The sequence below is a fragment of the Dyadobacter sp. CY312 genome, assembly GCF_021390535.1.
GTDB lineage: Bacteria > Bacteroidota > Bacteroidia > Cytophagales > Spirosomataceae > Dyadobacter.
This window is the reverse complement of record NZ_JAJUXG010000009.1, coordinates 38,723-56,716: the sequence shown is the minus strand read 5'-3', so window position 1 is coordinate 56,716 and position 17,994 is coordinate 38,723. Positions and strand designations below refer to the sequence as shown.

Here is a 17,994-nt window from a genome sequence, read left to right as displayed (position 1 = left end):
CTATGAGCACTAAACGTTATTCTTTGTTTTCGTTATTTATTCTGGTTTTAATAGGGGAGAAAGTCGTAGCGCAATATCCCAAGATACCCGCTGCTGCACAGAAAACGAGTGATTCACTGCTGGCAGAGGCAAACAAAAGATCGGATATAGCCTGGCAAAAAGCGTGGCCTGTTATTCAACAGGAAGCAAAAAATGGCAAGCCGTACATTCCATGGGCAGCGCGCCCGGTTGATCTTCCGCAATCTGAAATTCCTGCTTTTCCAGGTGCGCAGGGCGGTGGCGCTTTCAGTTTTGGTGGTCGGGGTGGAAAGGTTTATGTGGTAACAAGTCTGGCCGACAGCGGCCCGGGAACCCTACGTGATGCTTGTGAAAAAGGTGGTGCACGGATTGTCGTTTTTAACGTTGCAGGCATTATCAGAATCAAAACGCCATTAATTATCCGTGCGCCTTACATTACTATCGCCGGACAGACCGCTCCGGGAGATGGAGTTTGCGTGGCCGGAGAAACAGTCTGGATTAATACACATGACGTAGTGATCAGGCATATGCGTTTCCGTAGAGGTGAAACATTTGTGGGCCGTCGTGATGATTCTATTGGTGGAAACCCGATCGGGAATATCATGATCGATCACGTTTCTGCGAGTTGGGGATTGGATGAAAATATGTCCATGTATCGTCACATGTATAACGATAGTACCGGTATTGCCGAACAGAAGCTGCCAACCGTGAACATTACCATCCAAAACTCAATTTTTTCTGAAACACTCGATACCTGGAACCACTCTTTTGGAAGTACGCTGGGCGGAGAGAACTGTACATTTATGCGTAATCTATGGGCAAATAATGCTGGTAGAAATCCTTCCATTGGTTGGTTTGGCGTTTTTAACTTCGCCAATAACGTCGTATTCAACTGGGTTCACCGCTCAATAGACGGCGGTGATTACCGCGCGATGTACAACATTATCAACAATTATTTCAAACCAGGACCACAAACTCCAAAGGATGCTCCTATTGGTCATCGTATCCTGAAACCGGAATCTGGCAGAAGCAAACTGGATCATCATGTTTACGGTCGTGCGTATGTAAATGGAAATATCATGGAAGGTTATCAGAGTGTGACCAAAAATAACTGGGATGGGGGTGTTCAGGTTGAAGAGCTGTCAAACACTGGTGAATATACCGAGCACATGAAATGGAATAAGCCGCTACCTATGCCAGAATTTCCGATTATGACTGCAAAAGAATCGTTTAGTTATGTACTGGATAACGCCGGGGCAACGCTTCCAAAACGCGACGCAGTGGACGCACGGGTAACCACACAGGTGCGTACAGGAAAGATCAATCCGATTGAAAATGTAAAATTACCAACTACTCAGTTTGAGCATCGTCGCTTACCTATTGATTCATACAAAAATGGAATCATCACGGATGTTTCGCAGGTAGGAGGGTATCCGGAATACAAAGGAACACCTTATAAGGACTCCGACAATGACGGCATGCCGGATGATTGGGAGATTAAATATGCTTTAAATCCGAAAGATCCGGCTGATGCGCAGAAGGATATGAATGGTGATGGCTATTCAAACATCGAAAAGTTCATCAATGGTATCGATCCTAAAAAGAAAACGGACTGGACAAATCCAAAAAATAACTTTGATACGCTGGCATCGTCCAAGGGAGAATCCGTAAGGAAGTAGTTTTTGTTATCCATCCGACGGTGGGAAAACAATCCGATGGGTATAAAAATGATCGATTATTAAAGTCACAGTTAATACCGTTGAGAAAAATAAATTACATTTCACCAGCTAACATTTTAAACGCAACCTTACTTATTTGCGGGTTGTGTTTACTTGTTACGGTTCCGGTTATCGCGCAAAAAAAGGTGAGGCCACTCTCACCGGTTTCCCCGGAAAAAGGGGGGGGGCTGGTTTACGTTCCTGATTCTCTGGGAAACAGAATCGTCGATTTTTCCCATAGCGGATATATGGGAGGCAATGTGGCACTTCCTGATGTTCCGGTTAAAGTGGTGGTTCCGTTAAAATCCGGTGACGCTACTTTACGGATACAGTCTGCGCTGGATTATGTGGCAGGCCTGCCACTGGGTCCTGATAATTTTCGTGGTGCAGTGCTTTTGGAAAAAGGGATACATACCATTCAGGGAAGTTTGTTAATCAAAAATTCGGGTGTAATACTAAGAGGAAGCGGCCAGGGAAAAGATGGAACTATCTTGCGGGCAGCTGGAAAAACCAGGGAGACGGTTGTCAGGTTTTTTGGCAAAAATGACGCTAAAACCGAAAAGGAAATCAAAATTACAGATCCGTATGTTCCAGTGAATGCAACGGCTCTGCAACTGGAAAGTACGGCATCCTTAAAAAAGGGAGATAAAATCCGCATCACCCGACCTTCCACAAAAGAATGGATCCAGGTTTTAAAGATGGAAGAATTTGGGGGGGAGACTGGCTGGTTAGGTTGGAAACCGAGGCAGCGTGATATTGTTTGGGACAGAATCATTACATCAGTCTCAGGAACTCAAATTACTATAGATGCGCCGGTAACCACTGCAATCGACCAGCAATATGGAGGAGGTACTGTTTCTGTCTATCAATGGCCGGGCCGGATAGGTCAGGCTGGCATTGAGAATCTGACGATCGCATCGGACTACGATCAATCGAACCCAAAAGATGAGGATCACCGTTGGATGGGCATCACCTTCGAGCATGTTGAGAATGCGTGGGTTCGTCAGGTGAATTTTCAGAATCTGGCTGGTTCAGCTGTTGCGGTTTATGAATCGGCGTCAAAAATTACTGTTGAGGATTGTAAATCGTTGAACCCGGTGTCAGAAATAGCAGGGCAGCGACGATATACTTTTTTTACGCAGGGGCAGCAAACACTTTTCCAAAGATGTTATGCCGAGAACGGTTACCATGATTTTTCCGTGGGCTATTGTGCCGCTGGTCCCAACGCTTTCGTGCAATGTGAGTCGCATCTGCCGTTTAGTTTCAGTGGTGCAATTGACAGCTGGGCATCCGGCGTGCTGTTTGATGTCGTTAATATTGACGGCAATGCTTTAAGCCTCAAAAACCGCGGGCAGGATGGGCAGGGTGCTGGCTGGACAGCCGCCAACAGTGTACTCTGGCAATGTTCGGCTTCAAGAGTCGACAATTACAGTCCGCCAACGGCCACCAATTATGCATTTGGCATCTGGTCGCAATTTGCAGGTGACGGATATTGGGAAAACGTAAATGAACATATTCAGCCCCGAAGCCTCTATTACGCGCAGCTTTCGGAAAGGCTAGGGAAAGAAGTTTTAGACCGCGCATTTCTTTTACCAAATGGTACAGAAGCATCCAGCAGTCCGACAATGGAACAAGCCGCGAAATTGTCGGCCGGATCGTTAGAGCCTGCGCTTCAGTTAACAGACTGGATTGATGAGGTTATTAAAAGAAAACCTATTCCTATAAATAATTCCGGTATTAAAACCATCGATGACATTGGGGTTAAGCAACCGGTTTCGGCAAAGGAAGCGGTACCGCTGAAAATAAAAAATGGCCGGCTTGTAAGCGGAGATAAGGTTCTGACCGGTAATCGTCAGGAAGTGTCCTGGTGGAGGGGGAGTATCAGGCCACATGATGTAAATGTTTCTAAGCCGCACATTACCCGTTTTGTTCCGGGACGGTACGGAAGCGGTTTAACTGACAGCCCCGATGAAATGACCGATTCTCTTTTAGCAAAAAACATAACTGTGCTTGATCATAACTACGGCCTTTGGTATGACAGAAGAAGAGATGATCATGAGCGGATAAGAAGAATAGATGGGGAGGTATGGCCTCCTTTTTACGAGCAGCCTTTTGCCAGAAGCGGACAGGGAAAGGCATGGGACGACCTAAGTAAATATGATCTGACCAAATACAACACCTGGTATTGGAACCGGCTGCATCAGTTTGCCGACCTGGCCGACCGGAAAGGATTGGTGCTTTATCATGAGAATTATTTTCAGCATAACATTCTGGAAGCTGGCGCACATTACGCAGATTTTCCATGGCGCCCGGCCAACAATATCAATGATACCGGTTTTCCGGAACCACCACCTTATGCAGGTGATAAACGCATTTTTATGGCTGACCAGTTTTACGACATCAGCCATCCGGTCCGCAGGGAACTTCATAAAGCCTATATCCGGAAGTGCCTGGACAACTTTACTGACAATAGCAGTGTGATTCAGTTTATCAGCGCAGAATACACCGGACCGCTCCATTTTGTCAAATTCTGGCTGGATGTTATTGCAGAGTGGGAAAAAGAGAAGAGAAGAAATGCACTGGTAGCACTAAGTACAACCAAAGATGTGCAGGACGCTGTTTTGTCGGATCCTGCCTATTCAAAAATAGTGGACATCATTGATATTCGTTATTGGAATAAAAAAGAAGATGGCATGTATTATGCTCCTGAAGGAGGAAAAAACCTTGCACCAAGACAACATGCAAGGATTCAAAAAACGGGTAAAATTTCCTTTGAAGCAATCTATCAGGCTGTTCTGGAATACCGCCGTAAATATCCTGATAAACCTGTTTTGTATTCCGCCAATGGCTCCGATAGCAATGCCTGGGCAGTTTTTATGGCTGGCGGATCAATCAGCGCCATCCCAAAAGTGGAGGATCCGGCATTCCTGATCAGTGCTTCGGCGATGAAACCTTTGGAAACAGGTGCAGGCAAATACGAACTGTCGGATCCCGGAAAAGGGACGATAGCCTATCTGCTGCCTGCTGAAACTTTTTTGCTGGACTTGTCAGGTTATACCGGAAGTTTTCAGCTCCGGAGAATTAGCAGTGTAACCGGAAAATTCATTGGCAAGGCAGAAAACGTCAAAGGCGGAAAGGTGCTGCAAATTAAATCGACAAACGGGTTTCCCATCCTCTTATGGGTATCAAAGCGATGATTCAGAAAAAGAAAATACGGTTTTACCTGCTGGGACTTTTGGTAATTTTCCTGGGCGCCTGCAGCAGGCATCATACGAGCCCTGCTGTTTTGAAAGCTGAAAATTACCGTCACCATGTAGAGCATTTTAACCGCATGGAAGACGAAAACAAGGTTAGTACGATCTCAAATGCGCAATCGTGGGATTGGATGAAAGCAAATATTCCTCTTTTTGATTGCCCGCAGGATAACTTTCAGGAAATATATTATTACCGCTGGTGGACATTCAGAAAACATATTCACCAGACACCGCAAGGGTTCATCTTCACTGAGTTTTTGGTGGACCGTAATTATGCCGACAAATACAACATGATAAGCTGTGCGCTGGGTCACCATATTTATGAAGGGCGCTGGCTGCACAACCAGCGTTATCTGAATGACTATGTACATACATGGTACCGTGGTAATGAAGGCGGAAGAATGAAAAAAATGCTGACATTCAGCAGCTGGACGGCCGACGCGCTCCTGAACCGTTATAAGGTAAATTCTGACAAAGCATTCTTAGTCGATATGCTGCCGGATCTTGAATCTGAATACAAGGCATGGGAAAAGGATCGCCGGACAGAAAGCGGATTGTTCTGGCAGAGTGATGTGAAAGATGGCATGGAGGAATCGCTCAGTGGCGGACGTAGAGAGCAAAATGCCAGGCCGACCATCAACAGTTATATGTTTGGGAACGCCAGCGCCATCTCCTCCATTGCTTCATTAAAAGGTGATACAAATCTTTCTTCTCTTTATCATTCCAAAGCAGACACATTGCGCAATCTGATAGAAAACAAACTCTGGAATAAGGAAAGCCAGTTTTTTGAGACGGTGAAGAAAAGAGGAACCGGGCCGTTTGCCGGTGTTCGGGAGGCTATCGGATTCATTCCATGGTATTTTAATTTGCCGGATGAGCAGTACGATGCAGCCTGGAAACAAGTCTCGGATCCCCAGGGTTTTCTTGCTCCTTTCGGGCTTACTACTGCTGAGCGACGGCACCCTGAGTTCCGCACACATGGCTGCTGCAAATGCGAGTGGGACGGCGCTGTATGGCCTTTTGCAACTTCGCAGACGTTAACCGGAATGGCAAACCGAATGAACAGAGATAAGCAAAAAGCGCTGGCAGATACTACTTATTTCAGGCTCATGGAATTGTATGTAGAGTCGCAATATTACCGGGGCAGACCTTACATTGGCGAATACCTGGACGAAACAACGGGATACTGGCTTAAAGGAGATCAGGAAAGAAGCCGGTATTACAATCATTCGACTTTCAATGATCTGATCATTTCCGGTTTGGTTGGCTTACGTCCCAGAGCTGACGATGTTATTGAAATTAATCCGCTTATCCCGCAAGAGAAATGGGACTGGTTTTGCCTGGATAACATTTTGTACCACGGCAAAATCCTGACGATCATCTGGGATAAAAATGGAGAGCATTATAAAAAGGGGAAAGGATTACAGGTTTTAATTAATGGTAAAAAAGCGGGGGAGTCAGGGAAGATTGAACGTATTTTGGTTGAGAACTTAAGGCAGTAATACTGATATTTCATCAGCAACTGATATTTATACTTTTTGAAAAATGAAAAAACGAAACCTGTTATTTTTTGCCGGCGGATTACTCTTGATTACCACGTTGTCTGTTAACGGACAAAACTGGAAGGATGGAATAATCAAAGATGAGTTTATTTTTGAAAAAACATCATTTCCCGAAAGTCACGCGGCTACAATCGCTGAAACACCCGATGGGCTCATCTCTGCGTGGTTCGGCGGCACAAAGGAACGCAATCCTGACGTTGGCATCTGGACCAGCCGTTTAGTCAACGGTCATTGGACGCCTCCTGTTGAAGTGGCCAATGGAATTGTAAATGATACCCTTCGATATGCCTGCTGGAACCCGGTGTTATATCAGGTTCCAAAGGGAGATTTATTGCTTTTCTATAAAGTCGGGCCAAATGTGGCAGGGTGGAAAGGGTATCTCATAAGTTCTAAGGATCACGGTAAAACCTGGTCCAAACCCACTGCTTTGCCAGAAGGTTTTCTGGGGCCCGTGAAGAATAAACCGCTTCTGCTTGCAAATGGAGAACTTTGGTGTCCTTCAAGTACAGAAGGGGATGGCTGGAAAGTACATTTTGAGGTAACAAGTGATTTTGGAAAAACCTGGCGAAAAGTAGGGCCGATCAACGATGGAAAAACAATCAACGCCATTCAGCCAAGCATCCTGATTTACCCGAATGGCGATTTACAGATCTTATGCCGCAGCCGCAACAGGTCCGTTGCTGAGTCCTGGTCCGGCGATCAGGGAAAGACCTGGTCAGCCATGGTGCTTACGAATATGCCTAATAATAACTCCGGAACGGATGCTGTGACCTTAAAAGACGGCCGGCAGCTGCTTGCTTATAATCATGTTAAAACGCCGGAAAAAGAAAAGAAGGGTGCGAGAACCCCTTTGAATATAGCCATTTCTAAGGATGGTAAAAATTGGGATGCAGCATTGGTTCTGGAGGATTCTCCGGTAAGTCAATATTCCTATCCGTCCGTTATTCAATCTGCTGACGGGATGGTCCATGTGGTTTATACCTGGCGGAGACAAAGGATCAAATACGTTAAAATCGATCCGGCCAAATTGAAGTCAAAGCCCATAACAAATGAGTTGTGGCCGAAATGAAGGTAGAAATTGCCGGGTATCAGTAGCGGGAACAATTGAATTTTCGTGTTTGAAATAGATATCAATTGTTAGTAATGCTGCAATCCGCCTCGGAGAGGCGTCCTGTTTCTAACAAATATAGGTTCACGGGTATTTTTTAGACTCCTTAGGAGTCGCCTGTGACTGTCGTGAAAGTTATTCCGGTCATCAACACCGCACGCCTTACGGAGACATCGGCTTGAAATTTTTTATAATCAATGATAAAACTAAACCTATAAACCATTGAACAAGCGGCAAACATTGATCCGAATAATCGTCCTGGTTTGTTTACTGGTTTCTTTTAATCCGGGTTATGGACGGAATAAAAAGAAGCTGAAAGAACAGCGTTATAAAATTGCTGTCATTGACCTGATGATTCTGAAACGTCAGAAAATAAGCGCCCTGCCGCTGGCCAAAGAAATTGGTGCGGATGGTTTGGAAGTAGATATGGGAGGGCTTGGAAACCGTGAAACTTTCGACAATAAACTCGCCGATCCGGCGGTAAGAAAGCAGTATCTTGATAAGGGGAAGGAGCTCAACCTGGAATTCTGTTCACTGGCTATGACCGGCTTTTATGCGCAATCTTTTGCTAAACGGGATAGTATTGAAAAAACGGTGGGAGACTGTATTGAGACGATGAAGCAAATGAACATCAAAGTGGCTTTTCTGCCCTTGGGTGTCCAGGGTGATCTGGTTAAAAATCCCGAATTACGACCATTGATTGTTCAGCGTTTAAAGCTGATAGCGCCTATGGCCGAAAAAGCGGGCATTGTCATCGGCATTGAAACGGCCCTGAGCGCAACCGAAGAGGTGAAATTGCTGAAAGAGATCGGTTCAAAATCAATACAGATCTATTTTAACTTTTCAAACCCTTTGGAAGCGGGCAGAAATTTATACAAGGAGATGAAGATCCTGGGTAAGAACCGTATCTGTCAGATTCATTGCACCGATAAGGATGGTGTGTGGCTGGAAAAAAACACAAGACTCGACATGAAAAAAGTGAAAGCCACATTGGACAAAATGGGCTGGAAAGGCTGGCTTGTCATAGAACGCTCCCGGGATGCATCCAAACCACAGGATGTTAGGGGGAACTTCGGTGCCAACACAGCATTTATGAAATCGATTTTTCAAACAACATAATCTAAAAAGAAATATGAAAGTAATTCACATCCTGCTATGTATGCTTATTTCGGCCCCGATCCTGAAAGCACAGGATAAGACAGCCGGCGAAGCGGCTTACATTAAAACGGTTACGCAAAGATCCGATAAAATATTAGCAGCGTTGCAGCTGCCGGATTCTGCCAAATACAAAAGAGTAAGAGCCAGCATGGTCAATCAGTACGTAGCTTTGAATGATTATCATGAACAGAAAAAAAAGCAGTCTGCCGACGAGAGCCGTCTTTCTGCCTTGCATACCCGGTATATTTCTGAACTTTCCAGCGAACTTAACAAGAAGGAAGTTGATCAGATTAAAGACGGCATGACCTATGGTGTCCTGCCTGTTACCAACAAGGCTTATCAGGATATGATCCCATCACTCAAAGAAGAAGAAAAGGCCCAGATAATGACATGGTTAACCGAGGCCAGAGAGCTGGCTATGGATGCTGGTTCTTCCGAGGAGAAACACCAGGTTTTTGGCAAATACAAGGGCAGGATCAATAATTACCTTTCGGCACATGGCTATGACCTTCAGAAGGAGCGAAAGGAATGGGAAGAACGCATCAAAGCTGAAAAGTCAAAAAAATAAAAAGGCTTCCCGGGTATGTTGTGTCTTACCATGAGTTTTAGCTATTTACCCCTTTACGCACCGATTATCAATGACAGTACATTTCCGGATATCAGCTTTATTAATTTTTATTTCCCTATTGGGTGGTAATGTATTCGCACAGCAGTATTCGCCGGAAATTTATAATTTAAAATGGACCAGCCAGGGTAAGAATTCGGGCGAATCGATGCCATGTGGAGGCGGTGATATCGGTTTAAACGTCTGGGTTGAAGACGGGGATATTCTTTTTTATATGGCCAGAAGTGGCACCTTTGATGAAAACAATATTTTCCCCAAACTTGGAAGAGTGCGTATCCGGCTTTCACCTAATCCGTTTCAAAACGGAACAAGCTTTTTGCAGGAGCTGAAACTGGAACAGGGTTATGTTGAGATAACAGGTGAAAAAGATAAGCAGAAGGCGATTGTAAAGATCTGGGTTGATGTTTTCAGCCCCGTGATTCAGGTGGATATTTCCGGCAATAAACCGGTCCGGGTCAGCGCCTGGTATGAGAGCTGGCGTACAGAGGACCGGGAATTACGTGGTTTGGAAAAAAATGCCAGCTCATTTAAATGGTTAAAAGAAAAGGTGGTTGCTTACAAAGACAGCATAAGCAGTCATGAAAACGGAATACTTTTTTATCACCAGAATCGTGACACAACGCTTTTTGATCTGGTGGTAAAACAGCAGAAGCTGGAACCGGTTAAATCGACCTTGTGGAATCCAATGAAAAGAACGATCTATGGCGGATTCATGCAGGGGGAAAACATGATTCCTGAAACTGCCGGAGAAAAGCCATCTTCTTATGTCAACACACCTTTTAAGGCGTTTCAGTTGAAAAGCAAGTCTGCATCACGCACGCATCGTATCAAAATCTTTCTTCATACCGACGAGAATAGCAATCCGGAAAAATGGAAAAGCCAGCTTTCCCAAACCGTTAAAGAGTCTTTAAAGGAAGAGAAAACGTCCAGACAGAAAACGCTGGACTGGTGGAAATCATACTGGCAGCGGAGTTACATCGCGATCAATCTTTCCAAACCCGACAGTGTTTCGGAAGTATGGCAGACGGGTCGTAATTACCAGCTTTTCCGGTATATGCTGGGTTGTAATGCCTACGGAACTTATCCGACCAAGTTCAACGGAGGGTTATTTACATACGATCCTGTTTTCGTAGATTCGGCCTATAAGTTCACCCCGGATCACCGCAATTGGGGAGGTGGTATTTTTACGGCCCAAAACCAGCGGCTGGTTTACTGGCCCATGCTCAAAAATGGGGACTTTGATATGATGGCTTCACAATTTGAATTTTATAAAAGAGCATTACTGAATGCCGAAATTCGTACTTCACATTACTGGGGGCACAAAGGCGCTTCCTTTACAGAGCAGATGGAAACCTTTGGACTGCCCAATTATGCGGAATACGGACAAAAACGCCCACAGGACTTTGACCCTGGCCTGGAATACAATGCCTGGCTTGAATATCTGTGGGATACCTCGCTGGAATTTTGCCTGATGATACTTGATAAAGAGCGTTTTGCCGGGGATGATATCAACACATACCTGCCATTGATTGAGAGTTGCACCCTGTTTTTTGATGCGCATTATCAATACCTGGCACAGAGGCGGAGCGCCAAAAAATTGGATCAGAACGGTCATCTTGTGCTCTTTCCGGGATCTGCGGCAGAAACTTATAAAATGGCCTATAATTCAACCACTACCATTGCCGGACTTAGAACGGTTTTGAGCCGGTTAATCGAACTTCCTCCGAAATACGGAACACAGGCAGAGCGAAAAAGCTGGGCAGAAAGGTTGAGCCGCATACCGCCTCTGCCGTTCCGTCAGATGCAGGGGCACACAGTGATTGCACCTGCCAAAACCTGGGAACGCATACAGAACACTGAAATTCCACAGTTATACCCTGTTTTCCCATTTGGTATGTATGGCATAGGTTTGCCGGATCTGGAAGTGGCAGTAAATACCTGGAAATACGATACTGAGGCGATTAAAAACAGGAACCACATCAGTTGGCATCAGGACAACATTTTTTGCGCCAGACTTGGCTTAACCGATGAGGCAGCGGCACTGACGGTCAAAAAACTTAAAAATTCAGGAAGAAGATTTCCGGCATTCTGGGGACCGGGACATGACTGGGTTCCCGATCACAACTGGGGTGGCTCCGGCATGATCGGCCTGCAGGAAATGCTGATGCAGACTGTTGGCGATTCTATCTATCTTTTGCCAGCCTGGCCTGCAGAGTGGGATGTACAGTTTAAGCTTCATGCACCTTATCAAACCACGGTTGAAGGGGAATTAAAGGACGGGAAGCTGGTCAAATTAAGAGTGACGCCCGAGGCCAGGACAAAAGACCTGGTTATTCAAATAGAACATTAATTTTAATATAATGAACATTAAAAATTTAATTGACTTTAAGAGAGTATCTTACCTCTGGGTTGGCTTGCTTCTGCTCCCTGTACTGAGTTCGGGCCAACTGCTCAAATTGTGGTATAAACAGCCGTCACGGCAGTGGGAAGATGCCCTGCCCGTGGGTAATGGAAAGCTGGCAGCCATGGTATTTGGAGGCGTTTCCACGGAGCATATCCAGTTCAATGAGGAGACACTTTGGACAGGACAGCCCAGAAGTTATGCCCATAAAGGTGCCTCTCAATATCTGGAGCAGATTCGGACATTGCTAAACGAGGGTAAACAAAAGGAGGCTGAGGACTTGGCCACCAGGGAGTTTATGGGAGATCCCGTGCGGCAAATGGCCTACCAGGCTTTCGGAGATCTGTACATTGATTTTCCGGGAGAGGAAAATTTTGCAGATTATACACGGGAGCTTGACCTGAAAGAGGGAATCAGTAAGGTCAGTTATACAAGTAATGGTACTGCGTATTCGAGAGAGGTATTTGCAAGTTTTCCTGCCAATGCCATTTTTGTAAGACTGATAAGTGATAAAAAGGGTAAGCTTAATTTTTCGCTTCGGATGGATGCCCTGCACACCAATAAGAACGTGCGTGTCGACGGCAATGAAATAACCCTGAATGTAAAAGTAGATAAGGGTGTTTTGGAAGGTGTTGCGAAAGTTAAAGTGATTACAGACGGAAAAGTTGATCTGAAAGACGGAAAACTATCTGTTGAAAATGCGACGGCGGCAACGCTGGTACTTGCCGCTGCGACCAATTATATCGACTATAAAACCGTCACCGGAAAACCTGAGGAAAAAACAGCTGCAATATTAAGGAATGTCCGCCCTTACGATCAAGCCAGAAAGGAACATGTAGCTGATTATCAAAAATTGTTTTCAAGGTTTAGCCTTGACCTGCCAGCAAAGATTAACTCAGGCCTGCCGACAGACGAAAGACTATTGAAGTTTAAAGATTCACCGGACGATCCTGATTTTCTTGCTCTTTACGTTCAGTATGCCCGTTATTTGCTGATCACCAGTAGCAGGCCGGGAGCTCATCCTGCGAACCTTCAGGGCAAATGGAACCACAAGCTTAATCCTTCATGGGACAGCAAATACACGGTGAATATTAATACAGAAATGAATTACTGGCCCGTAGAAATGACCAACCTGAGCGAACTTCATGAGCCACTTTTTGCTATGATCAAAGATTTATCGCAGACGGGAGCGGAAGTTGCCAAAGAGCATTACAATGCTGACGGCTGGCTTGTGCACCATAATACAGATATCTGGCGTGGAGCTGCTCCGATCAACGCCTCCGATCATGGAATTTGGGTGACAGGCGGTGCCTGGCTAAGCCTGCATTTATGGGAACATTATCGCTTTACGCAGGATAAAAGTTTCCTTCAAAAAACGGCTTATCCGTTAATGAAAGGTGCTGCCGAGTTTTTCGTAAATTTTTTGTCAAAAGATCCTGAAACTGGTTTTTTGATCAGTTCTCCTTCCAATTCTCCCGAAAATGGAGGTTTGGTAGAAGGGCCAACCATGGATCATCAGATCATTCGCGGTTTATTCCGTGCTTGTATTGCGACTTCGGAAATTTTGAAAACAGATGAACAGTTCGCAGCAAAATTAAAAGCACTAATCCCTCAGATTGCGCCGAATAAGATCGGAAAAGCTGGACAGTTACAGGAGTGGATGACGGATATGGACGACACGACCAGTCACCACCGCCATGTTTCTCATCTTTGGGGCGTGTACCCGGGAGAAGAAATTAGCCCGGTAGCTACGCCCGATTTGTTGGAAGCGGCAAAAAAATCATTAGCGTTTCGCGGAGATGATGGAACTGGATGGAGTCTGGCCTGGAAAATAAATTACTGGGCGCGTTTCCTGGATGGTGACCATGCCTACACCATGATTCGGAAACTGTTTAACCCGATCATGGATGCTTCGGTGAAAAAAGGTGGCGGCGGATCTTATCCCAATCTTTTTGATGCCCATCCGCCGTTTCAGATTGACGGTAACTTCGGAGGTGCTGCCGGTATTCTGGAGTGTCTGGTGCAAAGTCATGCAGGCGAAATTAATTTATTGCCCGCACTTCCCTCCGCACTGCCGGATGGAAAAATTTCTGGTCTGATAACCAGAGGTGCGCTTGAAGTGAGCATGGCATGGAAAGATGGTCAGTTGAAATCAATCACGGTTCTATCAAAAGCAGGAAAACAATGCGCCTTGCGCTATAAAAACAAAACCTATTCCTTTGATACGGTGAAAGGGAAAGTCTATCATCTGAATGCTGACCTGAAAATAATATGAAGTTATCGGTTCAATAAAACAAAAGATCCAAAAATTAATATTTAAGTAGGATTTTTATCTTTTCTTTCGATTGCTTTTCTTTTCTTTGTTTTAAATAAAAAACAATCATTTCCGGTAGTTTTAATTATGATGAAAGGATCTTTTGTTCTGGCTATTGATCAGGGTACGAGTAGTACCAAAACGCTTGTGTTTGATGAAAATGGTGTGGCTGTGGCGCGTGGCAGTGAGCCGCTTAAAACCCGTTATCTGGATGGCGGGTATGTCGAACAGGATCCGGGTGAAATTTATGAAAATGTACTTATCTCTGTTGGTAAATGTCTGGATGATTTCCGCAGTGAAGGCGGGCAGGTCAATACAATAAAAACTTGCGGGATAACCAACCAGCGGGAAACTTTTGTGCTTTGGGACGAAAACGGGAATCCACTTCACGACGCTATTGTCTGGCAATGCAAACGCTCGACCGGTATTTGCGACAGACTGAAATTATATGGCCTGGAAAGTCTGGTTAAAGAGAAAACCGGTCTGTTGGTAGATCCTTATTTCTCCGGCACAAAAGTGATCTGGCTGAATGAAAACAAGCAGGAGATCAGAACAAAAATCGCTGACGGAAAAGCCTATTTTGGTACGGTTGATACCTGGTTGCTGTATAAATTAACAAACGGGAAATCTTACCTGACAGATCATACGAATGCTTCAAGGACTTTGTTTTTTAATCTGGAAACACTTTCCTGGGATGCTGAGTTGCTTGAAAAATTAGGATTATCGAAATTGAATCTTCCAGATATTCAGCCATCTTCCAGTTATTTTGGAGCCACTGATTTTGATGGGTTGCTGGAAGATGCATTAGGAATAACGGCTATGGTCGGTGATTCGCACGCAGCCGCTTTTGGCGAAGGGTGCTTTTCGATCGGTATTGCAAAAGCCACGATGGGTACAGGTTCGTCCATTCTTATGAACATTGGAAACGAGCCGCAACTGTCGGATCAGGGAATGGTGACGACGATTGGATGGAGTACGGAAACCCATGTGGAATATGCACTGGAAGGTGTTATTGTGACCTGCGGAGCGACAATCGAATGGATGAAAAACAAGCTCAATCTTTTCGAAAACAGCACTGAAACAGAGGAAATGGCCAACGCTGTTGCGGATAGCAATGGTGTGTATGTTGTTCCGGCTTTTAGTGGGCTGGGGGCGCCACACTGGGATATGAACCGCAAAGCATCCATTACAGGCCTGACTTTTGATTGTAATAAAAATCATATCGTACGCGCCGCTCTGGAATCCATTCCTTATCAGATCAAGGATGTGATAACGGCTATGGAATCCGACACGGGAATTTTGCTGGAAAAGCTGATGATTGATGGCGGACTTACCTCAAACCAGTTTGTTGTTCATTTTTTATCTGATTTACTTGATAAAGACGTTGTAAATCTGGGCTTTCCGGAAGTTTCAGCACTTGGCGCAGCGTATTTGGCGGGCTTGAAAACAGGGACTTACAGCAGTATTGATTACTTGGAAACATTAAATAAGAGAAAGGTTATTACGGTTAAGCCCAACGCAGATAATAAAAAAGTAAAAGCAGGATATTCAGGATGGCAGCTTGCCATTGATACTAATCTTTGATTTCATGAAAGTATTTACTTTGGTTATGCTGCTGTGGGCGGCGGTTTTGTTTCCTTCATTTTCTTCTGAGTTGCCCAAAGTGGAAACCTGGGACCGCTTTGAAGTTTCACTCGCGGGCCCGAAAACGGAAAATGCTTTTGATCATATATTGTCGGCGGAGTTTTACAACGACAATGAAAGGATAAAAGTGGATGGGTTTTATGATGGAAACGGTGTTTATAAAATTCGTTTCATGCCGCAGAAAGTCGGGAGCTGGAAATACCGGACTAGTAGCAAGGTGAAAAGCCTGAATGGAAAAACAGGAGAATTTTTATGTGTTGTAGCAACCGGGGAAAATCATGGTCCTGTACAAGTTGCTGATACCTATCACTTTAAATATGCGGACGGGGAGCGATATTATCCTTTCGGGACTACCTTATATGCCTGGACGCATCAGCCGGCTGCGTTGGAAGATATCACTTTGAAGACCTTGGAAAAGGCACCTTTCAATAAAGTGCGGATGTGTGTTTTTCCTAAATATTATTCGAATGTCGAAAACGAGCCGGAGTTTTATCCTTATGTAAAGAAGGGAGAAGAAAAGGGAAAGACGGGAAAAACCAGATTTGTCTGGGATTTCAGTCAGTTTGATCCGGCCTTTTTTCAGCATCTGGAAAAAAGAATTGATGACCTGAAAGACCTTGGTATTGAGGCTGATATTATTATTTTTCATCCCTATGACAAAGGTCACTGGGGATTTGACAGCCTGGGCAAAGAAAATGATCTTCGTTACATCAAATACCTGACAGCCCGGTTGTCGTCTTTCAGGAATGTGTGGTGGTCTATGGCCAATGAGTTTGATTATATCAAAACCAAGCCGCGAGACGTGTGGGACATTTATACCAAAACCGTTGTGAATTCGGACCCCTACAAGCATTTATGTTCCATCCACAATGGCAGTGTTTATTATGACAACTGGAAACCGGAATTTACGCACGTCAGTATCCAAAATGGCTCGACTGTAGAAGATTTTGGTCGTGCCACTTTGCTGCGGGATGTCTTTTTTCGTCCAATGATCTATGATGAAGTTTGTTATGAAGGGGATCTGCCGCAGCGTTGGGGACATTTGAGTGGAGAAGAAATGACGGAAGCTTTCTGGCAGGGCGTTATCGCCGGTACCTATGTGACGCATGGTGAAACGTATAAGAATGATGGTGATACTATTTTCTGGGCGAAGGGCGGAAGATTAATCGGTAGTAGTCCGCAACGCATAGGATTTTTAAGAAAAGTGCTGGAAGAGGCGCCAGGACCATTAGAACTTGCTGATCCCTGGAAAGACCATAAAACGGCAACGGCCGGAAAAGGTTATTATCTGGTTTACTTTGGCAAAGAAATGCAGTCGGAGTGGGAATTTAATTTGCCAAAAAAAGGTGGCCCGGCTGCAAATAAAAAGTTCAGGGTTGAAATAATTGATACTTGGGATATGACGGTCAAAAGATTACCGGATATCTTCGAAATCGCTGAACCTGTGGAATATAGGATTTTTGATAAAAACAGAAAGAAGATAAAATTACCTGTGAAACCATATCTGGCTTTAAGGATTATTGAAGAATAGGTAATCATTAAAAGCAGCTTAAAGTAAAATGTGGGTATGGCCGGTTGTCTGGTGCGCCTGTAAGTTTACGGCATCCGTCAATTCCGAAGCTGGTACCTTTAAAATGTTGGACATAGGATTGCGGAATGGTAATGTCCATGAGTTTCAATCCGGTGAACCGGGTGATCTTCTACAGGTTTCCCTAAAGCGTGGATACCAGCGTCGGCAGGTTATAGCCAAAATTCTCAACAGACCAGGAAACTTCAATATTTGCCCCGGTGGTATTTACTGCTGCTTGAAAATGCGCCGGGAATGGCCGGTTCTGAAACTGTCCCCAGATATTCAGCGGATTCTACACGTGCTGCAAATCTTTGCTTTAATGCTTCGGTTTCTGCCGGTACTTCAACAAATGTTCCTGAGGATTGCTCTCCTGCCAGCACTGCAGCGCCAACTTCCATAGCATAAGGCGTTTCGATATAATATTTTGCACTTATTCTTTCTATTTTTATTTTCTATCAATTTTATACTTATGAATGTACTATGTTTTAATATGTTAATATATGCTGTAAATGCTAATATTCTTGGATTTTTCTTTCCAAAAAAATCCTTTTCAACAATTTTTTATCAAAATAAGTCATAAATATTACGAAAATATTTGTTCTATGTAAAAATATTCCTAATT

11 protein-coding genes are annotated in these 17,994 nt (G+C 44.5%); 10 read left to right on the top strand and 1 reads right to left on the bottom strand.

Going from position 1 to position 17,994, the window contains the following annotated elements; all coding sequences use genetic code 11:
• Positions 1-2: 2 nt before the first annotated feature.
• From LZG71_RS13350 to LZG71_RS13305, 10 genes are all read left to right on the top strand, one after another.
• Entirely contained in the window at positions 3-1,697 is a 1,695-nt protein-coding gene (locus LZG71_RS13350; protein ID WP_233821123.1) for a polysaccharide lyase family 1 protein, read from the top strand.
• 143 nt (positions 1,698-1,840) lie between these two features.
• Positions 1,841-4,933 carry a DUF6298 domain-containing protein gene (locus LZG71_RS13345; RefSeq protein WP_233821122.1) on the top strand — a complete coding sequence of 1,031 codons (3,093 nt, stop codon included), beginning with the start codon at positions 1,841-1,843 and terminating at the stop codon, positions 4,931-4,933.
• A complete protein-coding gene (locus LZG71_RS13340) occupies positions 4,930-6,492 on the top strand; it encodes an MGH1-like glycoside hydrolase domain-containing protein (RefSeq protein ID WP_233821121.1) in 1,563 nt (520 codons plus the stop codon). Before LZG71_RS13345 ends, LZG71_RS13340 begins: the two co-directional genes overlap by 4 nt.
• Before the next feature lie 43 nt (positions 6,493-6,535).
• On the top strand, positions 6,536-7,621 hold the full coding sequence (locus LZG71_RS13335; RefSeq protein ID WP_233821120.1) for an exo-alpha-sialidase: 1,086 nt from the start codon (positions 6,536-6,538) through the stop codon (positions 7,619-7,621).
• A 261-nt stretch (positions 7,622-7,882) separates the two neighbouring features.
• The gene (locus LZG71_RS13330; RefSeq protein WP_233821119.1) at positions 7,883-8,779 is read left to right on the top strand and encodes a sugar phosphate isomerase/epimerase; all 897 of its coding nucleotides are present in this window, start codon (positions 7,883-7,885) and stop codon (positions 8,777-8,779) included.
• Between the two features lie 13 nt (positions 8,780-8,792).
• Entirely contained in the window at positions 8,793-9,386 is a 594-nt protein-coding gene (locus LZG71_RS13325; protein WP_233821118.1) for a DUF3826 domain-containing protein, read from the top strand.
• A gap of 70 nt (positions 9,387-9,456) precedes the next feature.
• On the top strand, positions 9,457-11,793 hold the full coding sequence (locus tag LZG71_RS13320) for a DUF5703 domain-containing protein (protein ID WP_233821117.1): 2,337 nt from the start codon (positions 9,457-9,459) through the stop codon (positions 11,791-11,793).
• A 10-nt stretch (positions 11,794-11,803) separates the two neighbouring features.
• Entirely contained in the window at positions 11,804-14,119 is a 2,316-nt protein-coding gene (locus LZG71_RS13315; RefSeq protein ID WP_233821116.1) for a glycosyl hydrolase family 95 catalytic domain-containing protein, read from the top strand.
• A 126-nt stretch (positions 14,120-14,245) separates the two neighbouring features.
• Complete coding sequence (locus tag LZG71_RS13310) at positions 14,246-15,742, top strand: glycerol kinase GlpK (protein ID WP_310587757.1); 1,497 nt, start codon at positions 14,246-14,248, stop codon at positions 15,740-15,742.
• Between the two features lie 4 nt (positions 15,743-15,746).
• The gene (locus LZG71_RS13305) at positions 15,747-17,333 is read left to right on the top strand and encodes a DUF5060 domain-containing protein (RefSeq protein WP_233821115.1); all 1,587 of its coding nucleotides are present in this window, start codon (positions 15,747-15,749) and stop codon (positions 17,331-17,333) included.
• Between the two features lie 242 nt (positions 17,334-17,575).
• On the opposite strand, the gene LZG71_RS13300 is transcribed toward LZG71_RS13305, so the two are convergent.
• Entirely contained in the window at positions 17,576-17,770 is a 195-nt protein-coding gene (locus tag LZG71_RS13300; RefSeq protein ID WP_233821114.1) for a hypothetical protein, read from the bottom strand.
• Positions 17,771-17,994: the final 224 nt, after the last annotated feature.

Bases quoted from the DNA above. Each gene is read 5' to 3' on its own strand.
- LZG71_RS13350 (WP_233821123.1), top strand. From the start codon at position 3: ATGAGCACTAAACGTTATTCTTTGTTTTCGTTATTTATTCTGGTTTTA.
- LZG71_RS13340 (WP_233821121.1), top strand. From the start codon at position 4,930: ATGATTCAGAAAAAGAAAATACGGTTTTACCTGCTGGGACTTTTGGTA.
- LZG71_RS13335 (WP_233821120.1), top strand. From the start codon at position 6,536: ATGAAAAAACGAAACCTGTTATTTTTTGCCGGCGGATTACTCTTGATT.
- LZG71_RS13325 (WP_233821118.1), top strand. From the start codon at position 8,793: ATGAAAGTAATTCACATCCTGCTATGTATGCTTATTTCGGCCCCGATC.
- LZG71_RS13320 (WP_233821117.1), top strand. From the start codon at position 9,457: ATGACAGTACATTTCCGGATATCAGCTTTATTAATTTTTATTTCCCTA.
- LZG71_RS13315 (WP_233821116.1), top strand. From the start codon at position 11,804: ATGAACATTAAAAATTTAATTGACTTTAAGAGAGTATCTTACCTCTGG.
- LZG71_RS13310 (WP_310587757.1), top strand. From the start codon at position 14,246: ATGATGAAAGGATCTTTTGTTCTGGCTATTGATCAGGGTACGAGTAGT.
- LZG71_RS13305 (WP_233821115.1), top strand. From the start codon at position 15,747: ATGAAAGTATTTACTTTGGTTATGCTGCTGTGGGCGGCGGTTTTGTTT.
- LZG71_RS13300 (WP_233821114.1), bottom strand. From the start codon at position 17,770: ATGGAAGTTGGCGCTGCAGTGCTGGCAGGAGAGCAATCCTCAGGAACA.